The following is a 19,090-nucleotide window of genomic DNA, read 5'->3' on the forward strand; positions in this document are numbered from 1 at the left end:
GGCATCCGCATGAGAACCGAGAACCAAATCCAATCCAAAATCAACGAAATGACGCTCCAGCGCAGATCCCTGGAATCACGGCTGGCCCCCCTGCCTCCCGGCGACCCTCAGCGGGCAGCACTTGACGCCCAGCTGACCAGGCTGGAAGATCTGATTCTAATGCTGGAATGGGTGCTGAACGCACCCGCGGGCAAATATCACGCCTGACTTCCGGGCTTCTGCCCGGACAGGCTTATGCCGTTCAGCTATAATTCCCGAGCATGGCCTCGTATAACCCGGCATTCTCATGCTCGAAGCAGACGAAATCGATCTGCCGCAGCGGGAGCTCTGCCGGGCTCTTCGCGCGGACATAATGAACTACAGCTTCCAGCGCGTCTTGCAGGCCAGCTCCTTCGGGAAATTGTAAATGCCCGTGCTGATATTCGGACAAGCCAGGCTCTTCACCCCATGAGCGCAAGACAGATCAAGACTGCTCTTATAGCATCTCGCTAAACAGCCGCTTCACCGGCAGTACCGCCCTGCCAGGAGGTGATGTCGCCTTCATGAACCGGCAGGACGACATCATTAACGTTGATCTGCATAGCGGGTCTCCTCCTTAGCCGCAGTCTCCAGCGCCTGAATCAATTCCTTCTCGCCCCTGCGGGCAGCCTTCCCTGAAAAAGAAACATGCGTAAGCCTGCCGCCTTTCACTGCAGCCTGGCGGAGAATACCCAGCATATAATTCTGCGCATCCGATAACACGAGCTCACCCGTTCCGGCGGCAACTCTGCACAGGGCACGGGTCGTTCCCGCTTCTGACTCCGGCAGGTCTTCTTCCCCGGGCTCAATCACCGTGAATTGGAACAGCGGCACCGCCTCCGGCAGCTCCTCACCCGCTAAGAATCTCTGATTATATACCGAGTACATCAGATTGCCGGTATGCGCTCTGGAAGCATCCGACTCTTGCTCCGCAAGGATTCTGCTGTTCTGGTAAGCAATAATTCCGGCCGTGACCAGCAGAAACAGCACCACTCCCGCAATTAAAGTATACATTCCTGTCACCAGCCCATCACCTGTAATGAACAATACCGCTTCTATAGTATCATGGACAGAAGTAGCCGTGAATGGTCCTCCCCGTGTAAAAACAATTTTTTGCGCGGATTCCATAAAGTTATTTTGAAAGATTCAAATTAACAGTTGAAACTTTACGCAGCATGTCTCATAATGAAGTGGAGCCTGCTGTTTTGTCAAATCCATACGAAATCAAGGGAGGATACCCGGAAATGAAATTTTTCTTGGATACCGGAAATATTGAGGAAATCAAACGTATTACCCGCCTCGGATTAGTGGATGGCGTAACGACGAACCCGTCGCTGATCGCCAAGGAAGGCAGATTGTTTAAGGATGTAATCAAAGAGATCGTAGCGATTGTCCCTGGTCCTGTAAGCGCTGAGGTTATCGGTCTTACGGCTGAAGAGATGCTTAAGGAAGCTTACGAGATTGCTGAATGGGCTCCGAACGTGGTCATCAAGCTGCCTATGACCGAAGATGGTCTGGAAGCTTGTTATGAACTGACCAAAAAAGGCATCAAAACGAACGTAACTCTCGTATTCTCCGCTGCTCAAGGCCTCATGGCCGCTAAGGCAGGAGCTACTTATATCAGTCCGTTCGTCGGACGTCTGGATGATATCGGTGTAGACGGCATGAAGCTGATCAAGGATCTGAAGACGATTCTGACCAACTACGACCTGAAATCCGAGATCATTGCCGCCAGTATCCGCAACATTGCCCATGTGGAGCAGGCTGCCATTGCCGGAGCTCACATCGCTACCATCCCGGGATCACTCCTGCCATCGCTCTGGAAGCACCCGCTGACCGACAATGGTATCGAACGCTTCCTGAAGGACTGGGAGAAGGTTCCACAGGTTTAAAAACAAATAGTTCAAGCCCCCTTCTGCATCATGCGGAGCGGGGCTTTTTTGTGTTGCAAAGGAGCTTGAACTCCCCGATCAATATAGGTGGATTTCCTCCACTAGTTTAAGAAGGAGCACAGTCTTTTCAGGTAATAGTTGAAAAAAACGCTCTTAATATTTGCAAATCCTCCAGAGTTGAGGAACTCCTTAAAAATAAATGACGTTTTTCCAATTAATCTCCCCAGCCGCTGCAAGACACCGAAATTAGGATGCGTTTTTCCAACTAATGATGCATTAGGTAGGGCGGGTGCTGCAGTAGGTATGACGGACAGCATTCAAGGGCTGAATTTGGCAGAGCGTGCCCCATTCATCCTTGACTCATTTACTTGTTATGCTTATACTTGTTACAACAAGTAATTAATAAAGGAGCAATTCATTTATGACCCTGTCCTCTCCCCAGCAATTCCTCGGCTTCCTGCTGGGCTCAACCCACCGGAGAATCTCAGTGAGCTTCGCCCGGGCGTTGAAGCCGTATGACATCACACCTGAGCAATGGTCCACCCTGCTGATGATCTGTGACCGCAGCGGAGTCAACCAGAAGGAGGTGGCCGTTGCCTCCGCCAAAGACCAGCCCACCACCGCCCGGATCGTGGAGCTCCTGATTAAGAAAGGCTTCATTACCAAAACAGCCAACCCGGAGGACCGCAGGGCGTTCCAGCTCTATGCCACAGGAGAGGGAAGGGCGTTAATTGAGAACACTATAGCTCTGGAGCAGCAGACTATAGATATGGCTGTAGCCGGGCTCGAGCCGCAGCAGCTTGAAGATCTCCGCAGTATGCTGGAGCAGATCTATCACAACACCGGAAATATACATCAGGAATAGGAGTCAACCCACTTGAATCAATCCTCTGAACGTCTATGGACCACATCCTTCATTACACTGACCCTTTGCAATCTTCTGCTGTTCATAGGACTGCAGATGACCTTATCTACCCTTCCTGCTTATGCGGAAAGTGCTTTGCATGCTACCCCCGTGCAGGTTAGCCTTGTTACCAGCCTGTTCGCCTTCAGTGCCATTGCCTCCCGCCTCTTCTCGGCCAAGGCGATGGAGAAGGGCGGGCGCAACCTGCTGATCTTCCTCGGCCTTGCCATTGCCCTCTCTGCGGTGGCGGGCTATTATTTCGCAGGCAGCATCTTCACCCTGCTGCTGTTCCGCATCCTGTTCGGCATAGGCTTCGGCATGGCCAGCACAGCGTTCCCGACCATGGCCTCCGATGTCATCCCCATCCGCCGGATGGGGGAGGGCATGGGCTACTTTGGATTATCCACCAGCCTCGCTATGTCGGCTGGCCCGCTGATCGGACTCAGCCTGCTGCAAGGACCAGGCTTTGGGTCCCTGCTGCTGGGGACGGCTGTCGCGATTGCTCTCATCCTGCCGATGGGCTTCCGCCTGGCGAAGTCACTGCCTGGCGGACATCTGGAGCCGCCCGCAGTTCCGGCTACTGCTGCCGGAAGCAATCCTTACCGCAGGCTGCTGCTTCCCTGCCTGCTTAACTTTCTTTTATCCATCTCTTACGGCGGTCTGCTCGGCTTCCTGGCGCTCTACGGGCAAGAGAAGCACCTCCAGCATATCGCTTACTTCTTCCTGTTCAATGCCGTAGCCATTGTCGTGATCCGGCCGCTCTCCGGCAGAATCTACGACCGCTATGGTGCGCCCGCCCTGCTCATCCCGGGAAGCCTATTCATCGTTGCGGGGCTGCTCCTGCTATCCTTTGCCTCTACAACGGCGGGCTTGTTCCCGGCCGCCCTATGCTACGGCTTCGGCTTCGGCTCCATGCAGCCTGCGCTTCAGACCTGGATGATCCAGTCTGTCGAGCCACGCCAGCGCGGGTTAGCCAACGGAATGTTCCTGAACTCCCTGGATCTCGGTGTCGCCATCGGCTCCATGCTGCTTGGCGCTGTCGCCATGTTCACCAGCTACGCCGTAATGTACCGGTATTCGATATTGGCACCTCTCCTGCTGCTCGCTGTCTATCTTCTGGTACTCGTGACTCAGCGATCCCGGAAGCACAAAGCTGCCCTACAGGGTTAGCTGGAAGCCACACTTCCGTGGAATACACAAAACCGCCTCGCGTCACACGCGCAGGCGGTTTTATATTTACTCACTTCTCCAGCTCACCAGCCGAAACCGTTTCACGCACTGCAGCAGGCATGAACGGGCTAGGCTGTCCCAGGCTGTAGATGTGAAGCAGATGCATCGCCCGGGTACAAGCGGTATAGAACAGCTTACGTTCATGTTCACGCCCGTATTTCTCAGCGGAACCGTCATAGATGATTACAGCATCGAACTCGACGCCCTTGGCGAGGTAAGCCGGAAGCACCAGCGTCCCTTTTTGAAAATTAGGCGTTTCCTTCGTAACCAGCCGCACCGGCAGCCGCTTCTCCAGTTCACGATGCACCTGTGCGCTCTCTTCTGCTGTCTTGCAGATTACCGCCACATAATGATAGCCCTGGGCATGAAGCTTCAGCACATCCTGCTCCACAGAGGAGAGCAGATCATCTTCACTGTCCACCAGCGTCAGGAGCGGCTCCTCCCCCCGGCGGTGAAAGGGTACGATCTTCTCGCCACCGGGAATCATCGCCCGCGTGAATTCAACAATCTCATACGTAGACCGGTAGCTGCGGGTCAAGGAGATCACCTCGGTGTTCTCTTCGCCGTAGATGCTCACCAGCCCCGCCAGATCTCCCAGCACCTCGCCTTGGGCATAGATCGCCTGGTTCAGGTCGCCCAGCACGGTCATTTTGGCCCGCGGAAACAGGCGGCGCATGAATTCCAGCTGGAACGGCGAGTAATCCTGCACCTCATCGACAATGACATGACGGATCAGCGTGTTCGTCCGGAAGCCCTGGCTTAGCTCCTTCAAATACAGGAACGGCGTAGCATCCTCATAGGCCAGCTCATTGCCCCTGATCGCAGTAAGCGTCTGCGCGCAGATCTCATCCCACGCTTCAGGCAGCGGCTGGCGGGTATCCAGGCGCTCTATCAGCCCACGACCCTCGAATAAGCGGCTGTACAGCGCCTTCACATCCACGAAGCGTCCGCGCTTGGTCCAGCCGCGCAGCGGCTTGAGGCGCTGGCTGACTACGTAGCGGGCAAGCAGGATCCGCTCCGCATCATAATCATCGAAGCTGTCATTATGCCCTCCGCCCTTGCGGCGCATCTGGTTGTAGGCCCGCTGATAATCGCTGTTATCCATCAGCTCAATCTGTTCGTCTACCCACGCCGCACTCCGCTCTTCTGCGCCGAAGGCCGCAATTTTTTTGAGCAGCCAGCCTGTCATCAGCTCAATCCGGTTCGCCAGCTTGATGCCCGGGTCGTAGCTGTAGAACTGGCGCTCCATCTCTTCCTTAGAAGCAACCGCCTTCCCCTGGAACATCAATGGCTTGAATAGCATGCCTTCATGCTCCAGCAGATTCACATATTGCCGGATGGCGCTAAGGAAGGCTACTGATGATTTATAAGCAATGCCTTCACGGCGTATGAATGCCTCCTCCCCGTCCGGGGCATTCAGCAGACTCTCCGTCTGGCTGAACACATCCTCCAGCTGAAATTCCTGGCCCAGCCGATGCTCCAGGTACATCTGGAAGGTGGTCTGCTGCATATTCTCTTCCCCCAGCTCAGGCAGTACAGTGGATACATAGCTGTTGAACAAGGGGTTCGGCGAGAAGAGCAGCATCTGATCCGCCTGAAGCACCTCACGGTACTTGTAGAGCAGATAGGCTACCCGCTGGAGCGCCGCTGACGTCTTGCCGCTCCCGGCAGCTCCCTGCACAACCAGCATCCGGCTTCGGTCATTGCGGATGACCGCGTTCTGCTCCTTCTGGATGGTGGCCACGATCGATTTCATCCGGTCATCGGCGCTGTGGCTGAGCACCTGCTGAAGCAGTTCATCGCCGATGGTGACGCCCGTGTCGAACATGACTTCAATCTCACCGTTATCAATCACGAATTGGCGCTTCAGTTCCATGGTGCCTGTAATCTGCCCGCCCGGCGTCTCATAGGACGCAGGCCCCGGTGCCCCGTCATAATACAGGCTGGAGATAGGCGCGCGCCAATCGTAGATCAGGAAGGTCCCGTTATCCTCCATCAGCGAACCGATGCCCAGATAGATGGTATCAGCCGCAGCATCCCCCGCCTCCGAGAAATCAATCCGGCCAAAATAGGGCGATACCACCAGCTTTTTATATTTTTTGAGCGCCTTGCTGGATTGCAGATGATGGCGTTCGCGTTCGTTCAGAATCTGTGCCTGCTGCCGCAGACTGGTCGAAGTCTCCCCCAGGTCGTCGGGGCTGCTGAAGTTCACTGTGACCTCTTCCCAGAAGTCTTTGCGCATATCCACGACATCCGTGCGGTGGAGTCCCAGCTCCTCTGACAGCAGCCGGATATGGGTAGACAGCAGCTTGGTGATGCCGTTTACCCGCTCCTGCTCCTTTTGCCACTCGTGATCATGTTTATCCAATTCATTTCATCCCCTTCGGAAGGTTGACTAACAATGTTACCAACTCTGTAGTTGTTTTACAAGTTTTTGCCATATTCAGCCTACGCTCTATATTTTCTCACTTAGCACTGCACTTTCCTTGTCTTCTGCGTTCATGCGGTGGATCTGGTCAGCCACCTTATCCAGACGCTCCAGCTGATAGCCGTAGTCATAAATGGCCGCAGCCACCACCGACAGCCGGAGTTGCCCGGACTTCTGCGGATCATACCCGTTAATGGCTGATTTCAGGAAGCGGTCATTGTCCTCTGCCAGCGGCTCGGAATCATTGGCTCCCGGCTTCAGTTTTTCCTCGAATTTCAGCAGAATGTATTCATGATACTTGATCAGCTGCTCCAGATGGCGGTCGAACAGCTCATCCGTTTGCTCCGTCCGGTCGGCCTGGAAATAGTGCCGGTCAATCGCCTCAAGCACCTGATAGCCCTTTTGCAGGGAACCCAGCAGGTTTTTATAGACTACCATCTGTCTCGTCTGACTGTATTTAGCCCTGCGGAGCTGCTTCTGCTCCTCCTCGAACAACGCGTATTTGTCAGCCAGCGCTTTAATCGCGCCCTCCAGGCCGTTCTTCTCATCCCGGAAGACACTTTCCTTCATCTCATGCGACACCGCCGTCCGCAGCAGCAGCGATAAGCTGGTGAACACATTCTCGATCTGCTGGATGTACTGCTTGCGCGGCTGGGGCGGAAATACAGTGATATTGATAATAAAAGCCGACAGGATCCCGGTCAGGGTCAGCAGGAACCGGGTTAATGCGAACTGCCACTGGCCGGAAGCCTCCATGACAGAGATGACCGTGACCAGCGTCAGGCCGATCGTATCGGCCCGGTTCATTTTCATGCTGATCATAATCACCAGGATGCATACCAGTCCAACCGCAATCGGTTCATTGGAGAGCAGCATTCCGCCAAGCAGCGCTATCACGGCCCCCATCGTACTGGTCTGGATCTGATCGAGGAAATACCGCCATGATCTGTATATGGACGGCTGCATGGCAAAGATTGCCGCAATAGCCGCACCGACAGGAGAGGCGAAGTTGAATAGAACGGACAGATAAAGGGCAAGCGTTACGGCCATTCCTGTTTTGAGTATGCGGGCACCGAAAGCCAAATCCATCCCTCCCAAGAGCTTGAAGCTTATCATAATTACTACGTATGTTCATCCTTTATGTATATCCTGTTATTACCCATGAACTGCGCTGGCGAATTTTAGTATGTCTTAAGCCGGGCTTCAGGATTCTTTCAGCTTTCAGGGAATACTGTTATACCGGGTAGTCACTATAACCATCAGAAGAGGTGTATTCATGAAAAAAACGACCCGAACCCTAACCGCATGGGCAGCAGCCATGATGCTTGCCCTGTCTCCAGCAGCCGCCTTCGGCGAGCAGCTTCCCAAGGGCACAGCCACCCCTCCTCCGGCCTCACCGCATACCGGCAGAGAGCATACCCCTCCCCGCAGCGGGGACCGGAACTTCAGGGCCGGAGGCCATTTCATTATCAGCGAAACGGCTGAGCTCCTGGGAATGGGCCGTGAGGAGCTGATCGCCAGCCTGAAATCAGGTAAGACCCTGTCGGGTCTGGCCCAGGAGAAGAAGGGCTGGAACGAAGACCAGTATGTCCAGAAGCTGAGCGATGCCGCCAGCCTAAAGCTGGATGGATTCGTCAAGGAAGGGAAGCTGACGCAGGAAGACGCGGCGAAGCTGAAACCGGGCTTACCGACGCTGATCAAGCGCAGCCTCAGCCGCGTAGCCCAGCTTCACCAGGGCAAGCCGTCACCGCCGCCTGCTGCAACGAAGGCCCCCTGAACTGTACGGCACCGTCCCGGGAGAGACAAGCTAGCCAGACCGTCCTCCTTACGGATGGATACCGTATGCAAAAGAACAGGCACCGAATGCCCGGAGTTACTACTTCCGGGCATTCTTTGTGTTACGCGGGTTCGCCATGTAGTTCCTGTAAGCCTCGAAGCAGGCCGCCGACAGCATCAGCCAGGCTCCGCTCGCGGCATAGCCGCCGATCACATCACTCGGATAATGCACCCCCAGATAAATCCGGCTCCAGCCGATTCCCCCGGTCATCAGCACAGTGAACAGAATCAGCAGAAACCGCTCGCTCCGGTTGCGCATATGCCTCCAGAGCAGGTAGGCAATGACTCCGTATAACGAGAAAGCCGCCATTGAATGTCCGCTGGGGAAGCTGTAGCCTGCCTGCTCAATCAGCCTGTGAATGGTGGGACGCTCCCGGTGGAACCACAGCTTGAGGAGCGTGTTCAGCAATTGGGAGCCGAGGCCCACCCACAGGAACAGGGCAAGTTCCATCCGGTGCTTCAGCACGAAGAACAAAATGAGCATGGTCAGCACGGAGGTACCTATTGCCAGCTTCGAGGAGCCGACCAGGGATAAGCCTTTGGCCAGCGCCGTCAGCGGCGGAGATTCCATCGATTGTACGAACCGGATCACCGCATCGTCGAAACCCCGGGCTCCGCCCAGCTTAACCAGCAATGCGATCAGGATAAAAGCCAGCAAAAACCATATAAACCGCCGGAACCCGCGGGACCAGTAATGATAATATAGCATAACTACCCCCTTGTCTATTTGTCAGGCTCAATGAACACATTTCCTGGGAAGGTCTGTCCCGTGTTATAATGGCCTGGAGAAATTATTTTAATTAAAGATGGAGTGCTGCCAAGTGGAAAGTCTAAAATTGCAGGAACGTTTGTTGAACCAGTGCATCTCAACAAAGATGCCTGTGACGATCTTTACAACTAACGGAGTCAAAATGCAGGGACTGGTAACCTCTTATGACGCTTATACGATTACCTTGCAGGGTCAGGGTGACGGGAGACAGAACGTACTCTTCAAATCGGCAGTCTCCACCGTGGTGCCGCTGAAGCCCGTCTCACTCAAGTAAGCTGTCAGCACGGCGCACATTTTAACCTAAGCTATTACAAATGAACTGTCCAGGAACTCAAAAGGAACACCGGAGCAGCATCCCGGTGTTCCTTTTGCCGTTGTCTCCCTAGGTCAGTCAGCTCGTCCTAAGCGGGGAATACCGCCGGCATTACGCACACCGGCTTCGACAGTTCAGCTGTGTTGCCGGTGAAGCTCAGGCGGCCGCTGCCTTCGTCCAGGGAGAAGACAACCAGATTATTGCCGTCCCGGTTGGCAACAATCAGATAGGCACCGTCCGGTGTAACTGTGAAGTGACGGGGATGTCCGCCTCTGGTGGATACATGCTCTACCAGGGTCAGCCCGGCTGTCTGCGGATTTACAGCATACTGTACGATGCTGTCATGTCCGCGGTTCGAGCCGTACAGATATTGGCCATCCTTGGAGAAGGTGATCTCTGCACAGCTGTTCTGGCCGGCTTCATAGCCTTCAGGCAGTGTGGATACAGTAGCAGCCGTCTTCAGGGTTCCTGCCTCTGCATCATACAGGAATGATGTCACCGTGCTGTCCAGCTCATTAATCACATAAGCAGACTTCCCGTCTGGATGGAACACGAAATGCCGCGGTCCAGCTCCGGCATGCAGCGGAGTATCTCCAATCGCATCAAAGGTTCCCGCCTCTGTATTTATCCGGTAGCTGCGGATCAGGTCCAGTCCCAGATCCGAGACGAACAGGTAGCGTCCATCAGGGCTGAAAATTGCCGAATGCGGGTGCGGACGGTCCTGGCCCGGTGTTGCCCCATGTCCGGTATGCTGGGCGGTATCCGTCAATGCTACTGGCAGTCCGCCCTTGTCCAGCGTGAGCAGTCCAACCGATCCCCCGTGATAGCTGCACACTATAAGATGTTCATTATTGGCGTCCCGGTTAATATTACAGGTCGTGCTCTGGCCTTTGCCTTCAGAAGGCATAGTCTGAATCCGCTGCAATTCGGTCAGCTTGCCTGTCTCAGGATCGATTGCGAAGGTTATAATTTCCCCTTCCTTGCCGCCCGTACCGTTCGGCTTCTCCCCAATGGCATACAGCTTCCGCCCGGAAGGGTCCACATTGACGAACGTAGGATTCGTCAGGCCTTCTGCGGTATCCAGCCGCTCCAGCGTGCCCCCGGTTTCACCGTCAAAGGCAAACACCTGGATACCGCTCTCTTCTGCGGTGGCATATGAACCGGTAAATAACAGCAGCTTAGTCTTCTCGTTCATCTAGAATTCCTCCTCAAGTTAAACAGCCATCTATATAATTTACATTTTTTCGTGAGGGTTGACAAATGCAACGGAAAAAATGACAAAAAACATTTCAAAAATAAGACTTCTCAAGAACAAAAGAGTATGATATAATGAAAGCGCTAACATTATTGTCAATCAAGAATAAAGGGGGAACACGAATGAGCAGCCTGCTGGAAGCCAGAAATGTATATGAGGACTTCGAGGTGGAGACAGACATTCTGTTCTTTAAGGTCGGGGACCATGACCTGGTCATTTTTCACGGCAGAAACTACAATATTAAAAAGAGAATGACTGCCGAGCAATTGAACCGCTTATTGTCGAGCAACAGCTATTACCATGTGTACGGGAGCTGCTACGTGAACCTGAACAAGATCAGTTCCATCGAGGATGACTGCATCTACTTCGGTGAGATGGGCCTCTATGCGAAGTCTGTACGGGTTCCAAGACGTAAGCAGGAGAACATCCGCCATCTGCTTAAGGGACTGAGTTCCTAAGCCGGAGGCGTTATCCGCACACATCTTGCAGCTTGGTACTCTTCTATTCGAATCATTACAGTCTCTCTCATCAGGCCGGAGCGCATACGGGGACACCCGTGCTGCTCCGGTTTTTCCTGTGTTTCACCTGTTTCTTAATGGAATCTTAAAAAGTAATTGTGCTTTTTTATACTTTCTTAAGGTTTGGAATTCTGTTTTCTGGTAAAGTTGTAGAAAGACAGGCACCACCTATATTGAAGGGAGTCATTAATTATAATGGACAAAAAAGATTTCAATGAAAATGAAAAGCTAGAAAACGGCATTACGCCGGAAGAGAACGACGCTTCTGTGATTACTCCGGAAGAAGGCATCGAGCCTGCTGGAACAGCCCCAGTGCCGCAGGAACCTGTACGAACAGCTCCAAGAGTTGAAGAAAGCGTTCCCGTAATGAACAAAGTCGGCGGCGGAGGTACTCCTCCTTCCTCACCTGCTCCATCCGGCGGCGGCAAAGGCTGGATGATTGCGTCGCTCGTACTCGCCGCAGCGCTGATCGTAGTGCTGATTGTACAGCCTTTCAAGAAAGATGACAGCAAAATTGCAGTTGCTTCCGTGAACGGAACAGACATCACCAAAGCGCAGCTGTATGATAAATTGGTTGAAGCCGGCGGGGAATCCACCCTGCAAAACCTCATTACTACCACTCTGGTAGGCCAGGAAGCCAAAAAGGCTAACATTAAGGTAACCGATGCTGACATTAATCAGGAAATCGAAGATCTCAAAACCCAGTTCGGCGGCGAGGAAGCGCTCAATAACGCCTTGCAGCAGAGCTCGATGACGATTGAGGATCTGAAGAAGCAAATGCCTCTCCAGGTTGAGATCCGCAAGCTGATCGAACCTAAGATCACAATTACCGACACTGATATTTCTAAATATTTTGACGAGAATAAGGCTAAATACAATCAAGAAGAGGAAGTTCGCGCTTCCCACATTCTCGTGAAGACCAAAGAAGAAGCCGAAGCCATTGTTAAGCAGCTCAAAGACGGCGGAGACTTTGCCGCACTGGCTAAGGAAAAATCCGCTGATACCGGCTCCAAGGACAAGGGCGGCGATCTTGACTTCTTCAAACGCGGAGACATGGTTGCAGAATTCTCCGATGCTGCCTTCAAGTTGAAGGTTGGCGAAACCAGCGGTGCAGTGAAGTCCGAATACGGTTACCACATTATCAAGGTTACCGACCGCAAGGAAGCCAAGGAATATACGCTAGCTGAGAAGAAAGACGAGATCAAAAAGACCCTAACGGCACAAAAAGTGTCTGAGATGTCGGCTACCTGGTTGGCGGATCTGAACAAGAGTGCCAAAATCACGAATACTTTGACCGATAAACCGGATGCATCCGTTCCTCCGGCAGCCAGTGAAGCACCGGCTGCTGCAACGGAAGCTCCTGCTACGAAATAAAGATTGCGATAATGGTACAAGCTATAACAATATAGAAGGATACAATAAAGAGGACAAGCGGGAACGCCAGTCCTCTTTATTTGTGTTCAGATGTCTGCCTCAATTATTGTTCATGCAGATTGAGCATGACAAAAACCTCCTTGATCTGGCTATATTCATACTTAGCCGGATCAGGGAGGTTCTAAACTGCTTATCGCAGGGTTTTCTTACTTAATGACCTTCACACGTTCTTCAATCGGCTGGAATTCCTTCTCGCCTGGAGGAGTCAGGATGTTACCGAATGGCATCTGGGCAATCAGCTTCCAGTCTGCAGCAATACCGAAGGTCTCCTTCACTTCATCGTCGATCAGCGGGTTATAGTGCTGTAGGGATGCACCCAGACCTGCTTCTGCGAAGGCGGTCCATACTACAAATTGCAGAATTCCGGAGGACTGGTTGGACCAGATCGGGAAGTTCTCAGCATACAGTGCAAAGTTCTCCTGCAGGTGCTTCACCACTGCCTGATCTTCATAGAAGAGCACAGTGCCGTAGCCGGCTTTGAAGGAGGACAGCTTCTGAGCTGTGCCTTCGAATTGTTCAGTAGGAACGATCTTACGCAGGGTTTCTGCTGTAATATCCCACAGCTTATCATGTTGTTCGCCCAGCAATACTACAGCTCTGGAGCTTTGCGAGTTGAAGGAAGTTGGGCTATGTAGAACAGCCTCTTCTACAATCTTCTGAATTTGTTCATCAGAGATTGGGGATTCTTTACTGATGGCGTATATGGAACGTCTGCCTTTTACCGCTTCAAAAAAAGTCTTAGACATAAAATAACTACCTCCATTTAATTAAGTAACTTACTTTTTTTAATCATAACACTTTTCCTGTCTGAATACAACACATCATTCACAACTTTTTCCTGTACTAGCTCTTTGTTTGTATATCCGCTCTTAGTGTCGCTGAATTGCTCTCATTTATGCACCTTCCACTATTTTCTATAAGCTATTCTGGAGGTTTAGAAACAACGGCTAACATATCATATATACAACCCGGTCATAAATAAGCTACAATAATTCAGCTAAAATACAGAAAGAAGGTTAAGCTATGCGCGTCCCGCTTCATAACCGCACAACTCATATGGTGAAGCTCATCTTAATAATGCTCCTCTCTTCCCTTCTCTTCCTCAGCGGGTGTGAAGACTCCGCTTCTTCTGCCTTGAACGCTGTTCCAGCGGCCGCCGGGTCCGTGACCCCTGCTACAGAACCCGGAGAACCTGTATCCTTCTGGGTCGCCACCGATACGCATTATCTGGACAAAGCCCTGGAGGACGGCGGTCAGGCCTTCCAGACCTATGTCACAGGCGGCGATGGCAAAATGCTTCCTTACAGCGATGAGCTGACCGAAGCTCTGGTCCGGGACGTGGAACAGAACAAGCCCGCCTTCCTCATTCTGAGCGGTGACCTCACCAATAACGGGGAAGCAGGCAGTCATAAGGAGCTGGCTGCGAAGCTGCACCGGATGGAGGCTGCCGGAACCCGCGTCTACGTGACTCCGGGCAATCATGATATCAACAACCCCTGGGCCAGATCGTTCGACGGTGACAAGCAGGTCGTTGCCAAGCATATTAATGTAGAGGATTTCCTGCGCATCTATGACGATTTCGGATATAACGAGGCGGTCTCGCGGGATGCAGACAGCTTAAGCTATGCGGTGAAGGCCGCACCCGGCCTTTGGCTGCTGATGCTTGACAGTGCGCAGTATACGCATAATGAAGAATATAATTTTCCACAGACCGACGGGCGCCTTCTGCCCTCCACCCTTGCCTGGATTGACGACAATGTGAAGCTGGCCGCTCAGGAGCATGCGTCTGTGATTACCGTGATGCATCATAATCTGCTGAGCCATACCTCCATGGCCGTATCCGGGTTCAAACTTAATAACGGCCAGGAAACGATGAAGGATTTTCGCCGGAACGGTCTAAATCTGGTATTATCCGGGCATATTCATATGCAGGATATCCGCCGCGATCCTCCAGAAGCCTCGATCGATCCGGCCTTGCCTGTCTATGATATTGCAACAAGCGCCATGGCGGTGAATCCGCACCAGTTTGGCAGAATGACCTTCGATCCCGCTTCACGGGCCGTGACCTACCGCACCGCTCAAGTAGATGTTGAAGGCTGGGCCAAAGCCAACCACAAGACCGATCCGCACCTGCTGAACTTCAAAGCGTATGCGGAGCAGATTTTCGCAGAGAATTCGTATGACAAAGCGATGAGCCGGCTGAAGGAGAGCAGCTTCACAGAAGCGCAGAAACAGTCGATGGCTGAGGTGATGTCGAAGTTGAACGTGAAGTATTTTGCCGGGAACGCTGCTGATTCGCTGGAGGAGATCCGGGCGATGCCGGGATTCAAGCTGTGGGAGAGTATGGAGGGCGGCTTCATGTCCGGATATATCCGCAGTATGGCGGAGCACGCAGAAGAGAGCAATACCTCGCTGGAGATGGTTCTGACTACACAATAGCAAAGGTAAAGCCTCCCTTCCGGTATACGAAAGAGAGGCTTGTTCCAAGCTTATGCTTCTATAAACTGAAGTGCACAATCCGTATGATGATCGGCAATTCCTTGTGCGAGCTGCTGGTCAGGGAAGCCTCTGTGAACTAACTTCAACCCGCCTGAGATTAATGAGAGATGATGATGGAACTTATAGAATAGCTTCCGGTTCTCATCGAGCGGAACATCGTTCAGATAGCGGTAGTACTCCCCAAAACGCATTTCGAGGAAGCTGTGCTCGTGTTCAATATCATAAAATTCGGCTCCTTCAATATCAATCAGGCAAGGCTCCAGCTGATCCGTTACGATCACATGGTTGGGGCCAAGCTCCCCGTGAATGAATCCGTAGCTGTTTCGGGGTACTATCTTAGACTCCAGGTTGTATAGCCTGTCGAGTAGCTTCCCTTGGTTCTTGCGGATTGCTTCCACATGCGCTGCGGCGTAAGTTAGCTGTTCTATCCCATTGTATAATTGATACAGATGACATTGTTTGTTGTTAGGCGCAGTCTGATCCGGTTTACCGTAGGTTCTGCTCTGAATCCTATGCATGGTGCCAATCATCTCTCCCACCTGCTGGAAGACCTTATCCTGAACCTTGCGGTCGGGATGCTTGTAATACCCCCCGGCATCTTGTCCGGCTACATATTCAACCAGCGCATAATCGAAATCGTACCGGTCTCTGTCTCTGTTCAGATCATAGAGTATTGGTGTGCGGATCGCATGCTCCATCAGGAACTTGTTATTGCTCGCAAATAATTCACTCCCGTAGGACTCAGCATGCAGGTTATGATTAACAATTTCTTCCTGAAAATAATTCATGGTAAGGTCCCACACGTACAGAATACAGGAGAACCCATTGCTGCAGTCGAGCTTATAGACCACCTTCTGGGCACCGCCCTCCATCTTGCTGACCTTAACGACGGTATAACCCGTGCCTAAGACCTTCTCCACATACTCCTGCAACGCAGCAGCCTCCAGATGACAATGAAATTTCAAGGAACCACACTCCACTTCTTCTTGTATTGCCGGCTACTCCACTCTATTCCATTCCCGGAAAAAAATATAGACTGTTTCTTTGCGTTCTGTTATTATGTTGAATTAGGTCTTGCTAAGTTTGCGGTTCGCACTGGAGTAATTAGAAAAAAAGTTGAAGAAAGATCATTCAACGGGTGTATGACTATCGGGCTCATTTTACCGGTGAATCTCAAGCGTATGAACTCACTACTCGTACCATGAAGGATGTCTGCAACATACTTTCCATTTAGCGAGATCGTGAAATCCTCCCCCTTCTTCTCGAATATAGCTACCTCGTCCTCAATATCTCCGATTTCTGCGGTTTGGGATAACAAACGTAGTCTGTCGGCAGCGGTTTCTAACCTTATAATACTTTCACTCGCCAATACCGTCGTCCGTTCTACCGCTTTTAACAGAGGAGCTGTTCCAATTGTAATCTCTGATATAAAAGTATGCGGAATCACATGGTGCAAGGACGGGTACTCTCCCTCAATTAAAGCAGATTGAACCATAATATGGTTAGCAGTGAATCTAACATGCCGGTTGGTTACTTCAACTTCTGTTGTTCTGTCCTCGCCGTCCATGATTTTTACCGCTTCAACTAAATTTCTGCCAGGAATAATAATATGCTTATCCATCTCAGCTTTATGTTCAACATCAATAGTCCGGGAAGCCAGACGGATACCGTTAGTAGCCGTTAACTGTAGCCGATGATTTCGATACTGAAAAGATACCCCGGTCAACACAGGCCGATGTTCTGATGAAGAAGCCGCCCCTGCTACCTGTAGGATGGAAGCCTTCAATAGTTGATTATTAACTGCTAATTTAAGTGCAGCATGATTCTCAGCAGGATGTATAGCCGGATAATCTACAGCATCCATTCCGCATAACCGAATTTGTGTATGTTCTGAGGAGATAGTGAGCCGTAAGGATCTGTCGACTTCCAAAGTAATCATCCCAGAATCAGACTTCCGTAATATTTCGCAGAAATACCTTGCCGGTACAACCACTTCTCCAATTCTCTGAACCGTCAAAGAGGTATCTTCCCCGGGAATCCGATACTGGATAGTCATACTGCTATTGCTTGCCGTAACTATTAGTTCATTGGATAGAGCTTGTATATGAACCCCTGCCAGTATGGGAATCCGTTGGTTTGCCGGTACAGCCTTAAGCACTTGCTGAAGAGCTTTGAGAAGAATATCCTTGCTTACGTTGATCCGCACTGACTTCACCCGCTTCCATAAGCTACATTACAAATCGGTAGACTCAATCAGAGATCGGATAAGCTCCGACCGGGACAATTTATGCTCTGCGCAATGCTGTTCTACCTTCTCCCAAAGCTCACTAGTTAAGGTTAGCGAGACTTTTTTCGTTACACCTATGTTCTTGCGGCCTGCTCCCTCCCGCGGACCTCCTCTTGCAGACATGAACCCTAATTGACCTTCTTTATTGGAAAGACCTATTTTTAGATCATTTTGAGTCAAATTGATTTGTCCTCTCTTTTTTTGATTTTGGTTACCTTTTTCAATATTCTTATTATTATTTTATCATACGATCAATGGGCTTACAATGTTAGGAATGGATGATTCTGGTGGCAAAAAGAAAACCACAACAAAAAACTGACCCTGCAAAGTTGCAACGGCCAGTTCTATATAGAGCAAACTATTTTAGTATCCTTTAGATTTAGGCAGCCTTACGATCACATTCCCCCGACCACCATTCCACCCGCCGCACCAGCCACCACAACCAACCAAGGCGGCAGCTTCCAGAAGACCAGCATTACAAACAGAATGATAGCCAAGGCAAAGTCCAGCGGCGCGAGGATGGCTGTCGTCCACAGGGGATCGTACCAGGCGGCAAGCAGGATGCCGACCACAGCGGCATTGATTCCGGTTAAGGCTCCTTGAATCCGGGGGCTCCTTCTTAAGCTGTTCCAAAAAGGCAGTGCGCCTGCAACCAGCAGAAAGGCTGGCAGGAAAATCGCGAGCGTGGCCATTATGGCCCCGGGAACACCGGCGGTCATTGCTCCAAGATAGGCTGCAAAAGTGAACAACGGACCCGGTACAGCCTGCGTGGCCCCGTATCCCGCCAAGAAATCGGCTTGGCTCACCCAGCCGGCAGGAACGACTTCTTGTTCCAGCAGCGGAAGCACGACATGTCCGCCGCCGAATACCAAAGCACCGGAACGATAAAAGCTGTCAAATATCGCTATTCCTCCCGTCTCAGCCGTCCCTCTTAGGAGTGGGAGTACTATCAGGAGTAAGCCGAACAATGCTAAACAAACGACACCGGACGACCGGCGAATAGGGACCGGAACATTCGTCAAGCTCTCCGCAGGACTGTGGCGATACAGCCATAACCCGGCTATGCCCGCAGCAGCAATCGTTAGAATCTGACTGTAGCCGGTCTGCCATGATAATGTAACAGCTGCCGCTATAGCCGCGATGGTCACTCTTTCCCGGTCCGGGGTCAGCTTCTGCCCCATGCCAAGGATGGCCTGGGCAACAATCGCAACAGCTACGATTTTCAGTCCGTGAATCCAGCCAACACCAGCAATATCATAGCCCTGAAGCAGGAAGGCAAAAGCGACCAGCACCAGGACAGAGGGCAAAGTGAAGCCCAGCCAAGCGGCCAACCCGCCCAGCCAGCCTGCCCGCACCATTCCGATGCCAATCCCCACCTGACTGCTCGCCGGACCGGGAAGGAACTGGCAGAGCGCTACCAGATCCGCATAGCTTCGTTCATCCATCCATTTCCGGCGGCGGATATATTCATTGTGGAAATAACCCAGATGGGCGACCGGTCCGCCGAAGGAGGTAAGACCCAGTTTGGCGGATACAAGCAGAACCTCAAGTAACGCCCCGGCCCTGCCCTTCCGCTGTTTTTCCGGCACCGCCTGCTTCTCTGCTTGCATACCTATTGCTCCCTTGACTCTAGAATGTATACCTCATTCCAGACTATCATCCGAGTTCAAGCATTAGATAAAAGGTACAGCAGTGTTCTGTAAATGT

The 19,090-nt window shown here is 51.9% G+C and carries 20 protein-coding genes; 9 read left to right on the forward strand and 11 right to left on the reverse strand.

The annotated features are described in order from the left end of the window. Positions 1-9 precede the first annotated feature (9 nt). Positions 10-207, forward strand: a complete 198-nt coding sequence (locus tag C162_RS11385; protein WP_036694433.1) for a hypothetical protein — start codon at positions 10-12, stop codon at positions 205-207. Between the two features lie 34 nt (positions 208-241). Here C162_RS11385 and C162_RS36885 read toward each other — a convergent pair whose 3' ends face one another. Then, positions 242-430: a hypothetical protein gene (locus C162_RS36885; protein ID WP_036694434.1), complete on the reverse strand. Its 189-nt coding sequence runs from the start codon at positions 428-430 to the stop codon at positions 242-244. A 134-nt stretch (positions 431-564) separates the two neighbouring features. Further along, positions 565-1,032, reverse strand: coding sequence for a hypothetical protein (locus tag C162_RS11395; protein ID WP_156949609.1), 468 nt, complete (start codon positions 1,030-1,032; stop codon positions 565-567). 230 nt (positions 1,033-1,262) lie between these two features. Between C162_RS11395 and fsa the strand changes: the two genes are divergently transcribed. The 3 genes from fsa to C162_RS11410 all read left to right on the forward strand — a co-directional run bounded on the left by fsa (position 1,263) and on the right by C162_RS11410 (position 3,984). Then, positions 1,263-1,910 (forward strand): fructose-6-phosphate aldolase, encoded by a 648-nt coding sequence (gene fsa / locus C162_RS11400; protein ID WP_036694437.1) that lies wholly within the window; start codon positions 1,263-1,265, stop codon positions 1,908-1,910. Positions 1,911-2,331: 421 nt separating this feature from the next. Further along, a complete protein-coding gene (locus tag C162_RS11405) occupies positions 2,332-2,775 on the forward strand; it encodes a MarR family winged helix-turn-helix transcriptional regulator (protein ID WP_036694439.1) in 444 nt (147 codons plus the stop codon). Positions 2,776-2,787: 12 nt separating this feature from the next. After that, entirely contained in the window at positions 2,788-3,984 is a 1,197-nt protein-coding gene (locus C162_RS11410; protein WP_036694440.1) for an MFS transporter, read from the forward strand. Between the two features lie 70 nt (positions 3,985-4,054). Here C162_RS11410 and helD read toward each other — a convergent pair whose 3' ends face one another. Next, positions 4,055-6,412, reverse strand: a complete 2,358-nt coding sequence (gene helD / locus C162_RS11415) for an RNA polymerase recycling motor HelD (RefSeq protein ID WP_036694441.1) — start codon at positions 6,410-6,412, stop codon at positions 4,055-4,057. Positions 6,413-6,499: 87 nt separating this feature from the next. Beyond that, the gene (locus tag C162_RS11420; RefSeq protein ID WP_036694442.1) at positions 6,500-7,555 is read right to left on the reverse strand and encodes an FUSC family protein; all 1,056 of its coding nucleotides are present in this window, start codon (positions 7,553-7,555) and stop codon (positions 6,500-6,502) included. Between the two features lie 193 nt (positions 7,556-7,748). Between C162_RS11420 and C162_RS11425 the strand changes: the two genes are divergently transcribed. Further along, positions 7,749-8,249 (forward strand): hypothetical protein, encoded by a 501-nt coding sequence (locus C162_RS11425; protein ID WP_036694443.1) that lies wholly within the window; start codon positions 7,749-7,751, stop codon positions 8,247-8,249. 99 nt (positions 8,250-8,348) lie between these two features. Here C162_RS11425 and C162_RS11430 read toward each other — a convergent pair whose 3' ends face one another. Then, complete coding sequence (locus tag C162_RS11430) at positions 8,349-9,017, reverse strand: phosphatase PAP2 family protein (protein ID WP_051493402.1); 669 nt, start codon at positions 9,015-9,017, stop codon at positions 8,349-8,351. Positions 9,018-9,129: 112 nt separating this feature from the next. Here C162_RS11430 and hfq point away from each other — a divergent pair, with 112 nt between their 5' ends. Further along, positions 9,130-9,351 carry an RNA chaperone Hfq gene (hfq, locus tag C162_RS11435; RefSeq protein WP_051478328.1) on the forward strand — a complete coding sequence of 74 codons (222 nt, stop codon included), beginning with the start codon at positions 9,130-9,132 and terminating at the stop codon, positions 9,349-9,351. A 127-nt stretch (positions 9,352-9,478) separates the two neighbouring features. Here hfq and C162_RS11440 read toward each other — a convergent pair whose 3' ends face one another. After that, positions 9,479-10,585, reverse strand: coding sequence for a lactonase family protein (locus C162_RS11440; protein WP_036694445.1), 1,107 nt, complete (start codon positions 10,583-10,585; stop codon positions 9,479-9,481). Positions 10,586-10,767: 182 nt separating this feature from the next. Between C162_RS11440 and C162_RS11445 the strand changes: the two genes are divergently transcribed. After that, entirely contained in the window at positions 10,768-11,103 is a 336-nt protein-coding gene (locus C162_RS11445) for a LytTR family transcriptional regulator DNA-binding domain-containing protein (RefSeq protein WP_036694446.1), read from the forward strand. A gap of 255 nt (positions 11,104-11,358) precedes the next feature. Next, positions 11,359-12,537 carry a peptidylprolyl isomerase gene (locus C162_RS11450; protein ID WP_036694447.1) on the forward strand — a complete coding sequence of 393 codons (1,179 nt, stop codon included), beginning with the start codon at positions 11,359-11,361 and terminating at the stop codon, positions 12,535-12,537. Between the two features lie 206 nt (positions 12,538-12,743). Here the strand turns inward: C162_RS11450 and C162_RS11455 are convergent, their stop codons facing one another. After that, positions 12,744-13,343 carry a nitroreductase family protein gene (locus tag C162_RS11455; protein WP_036694450.1) on the reverse strand — a complete coding sequence of 200 codons (600 nt, stop codon included), beginning with the start codon at positions 13,341-13,343 and terminating at the stop codon, positions 12,744-12,746. Positions 13,344-13,620: 277 nt separating this feature from the next. Here C162_RS11455 and C162_RS34320 point away from each other — a divergent pair, with 277 nt between their 5' ends. Then, positions 13,621-15,036 (forward strand): metallophosphoesterase, encoded by a 1,416-nt coding sequence (locus C162_RS34320; RefSeq protein WP_051493403.1) that lies wholly within the window; start codon positions 13,621-13,623, stop codon positions 15,034-15,036. Positions 15,037-15,086: 50 nt separating this feature from the next. On the opposite strand, the gene C162_RS11465 is transcribed toward C162_RS34320, so the two are convergent. From C162_RS11465 to C162_RS11475, 4 genes are all read right to left on the reverse strand, one after another. Continuing rightward, a complete protein-coding gene (locus C162_RS11465) occupies positions 15,087-16,016 on the reverse strand; it encodes a phosphotransferase (protein ID WP_036694570.1) in 930 nt (309 codons plus the stop codon). Positions 16,017-16,153: 137 nt separating this feature from the next. Beyond that, positions 16,154-17,302, reverse strand: coding sequence for a DNA polymerase III subunit beta (dnaN, locus tag C162_RS11470; protein WP_036694452.1), 1,149 nt, complete (start codon positions 17,300-17,302; stop codon positions 16,154-16,156). Between the two features lie 27 nt (positions 17,303-17,329). After that, a complete protein-coding gene (locus C162_RS37330; RefSeq protein ID WP_256706306.1) occupies positions 17,330-17,506 on the reverse strand; it encodes a ribbon-helix-helix protein, CopG family in 177 nt (58 codons plus the stop codon). A gap of 272 nt (positions 17,507-17,778) precedes the next feature. After that, a complete protein-coding gene (locus tag C162_RS11475) occupies positions 17,779-18,993 on the reverse strand; it encodes a chromate transporter (RefSeq protein WP_036694454.1) in 1,215 nt (404 codons plus the stop codon). Between the last annotated feature and the right edge of the window lie 97 nt (positions 18,994-19,090).

Source organism: Paenibacillus sp. FSL R7-269, assembly GCF_000517865.1.
In the GTDB taxonomy this organism is placed as follows: Bacteria; Bacillota; Bacilli; order Paenibacillales; family Paenibacillaceae; genus Paenibacillus_AQ.

Excerpts from the sequence above, each read along its gene's own strand:
- C162_RS11440 (WP_036694445.1), bottom strand. The coding sequence starts at position 10,585 with ATGAACGAGAAGACTAAGCTGCTGTTATTTACCGGTTCATATGCCACC.
- C162_RS37330 (WP_256706306.1), bottom strand. The coding sequence starts at position 17,506 with ATGTCTGCAAGAGGAGGTCCGCGGGAGGGAGCAGGCCGCAAGAACATA.
- fsa (WP_036694437.1), top strand. The coding sequence starts at position 1,263 with ATGAAATTTTTCTTGGATACCGGAAATATTGAGGAAATCAAACGTATT.
- C162_RS11425 (WP_036694443.1), top strand. The coding sequence starts at position 7,749 with ATGAAAAAAACGACCCGAACCCTAACCGCATGGGCAGCAGCCATGATG.
- C162_RS34320 (WP_051493403.1), top strand. The coding sequence starts at position 13,621 with ATGCGCGTCCCGCTTCATAACCGCACAACTCATATGGTGAAGCTCATC.
- C162_RS11475 (WP_036694454.1), bottom strand. The coding sequence starts at position 18,993 with ATGCAAGCAGAGAAGCAGGCGGTGCCGGAAAAACAGCGGAAGGGCAGG.
- C162_RS11385 (WP_036694433.1), top strand. The coding sequence starts at position 10 with ATGAGAACCGAGAACCAAATCCAATCCAAAATCAACGAAATGACGCTC.
- C162_RS11430 (WP_051493402.1), bottom strand. The coding sequence starts at position 9,017 with ATGCTATATTATCATTACTGGTCCCGCGGGTTCCGGCGGTTTATATGG.
- C162_RS11455 (WP_036694450.1), bottom strand. The coding sequence starts at position 13,343 with ATGTCTAAGACTTTTTTTGAAGCGGTAAAAGGCAGACGTTCCATATAC.
- C162_RS11405 (WP_036694439.1), top strand. The coding sequence starts at position 2,332 with ATGACCCTGTCCTCTCCCCAGCAATTCCTCGGCTTCCTGCTGGGCTCA.
- C162_RS11445 (WP_036694446.1), top strand. The coding sequence starts at position 10,768 with ATGAGCAGCCTGCTGGAAGCCAGAAATGTATATGAGGACTTCGAGGTG.
- C162_RS11395 (WP_156949609.1), bottom strand. The coding sequence starts at position 1,032 with ATGTATACTTTAATTGCGGGAGTGGTGCTGTTTCTGCTGGTCACGGCC.
- C162_RS11450 (WP_036694447.1), top strand. The coding sequence starts at position 11,359 with ATGGACAAAAAAGATTTCAATGAAAATGAAAAGCTAGAAAACGGCATT.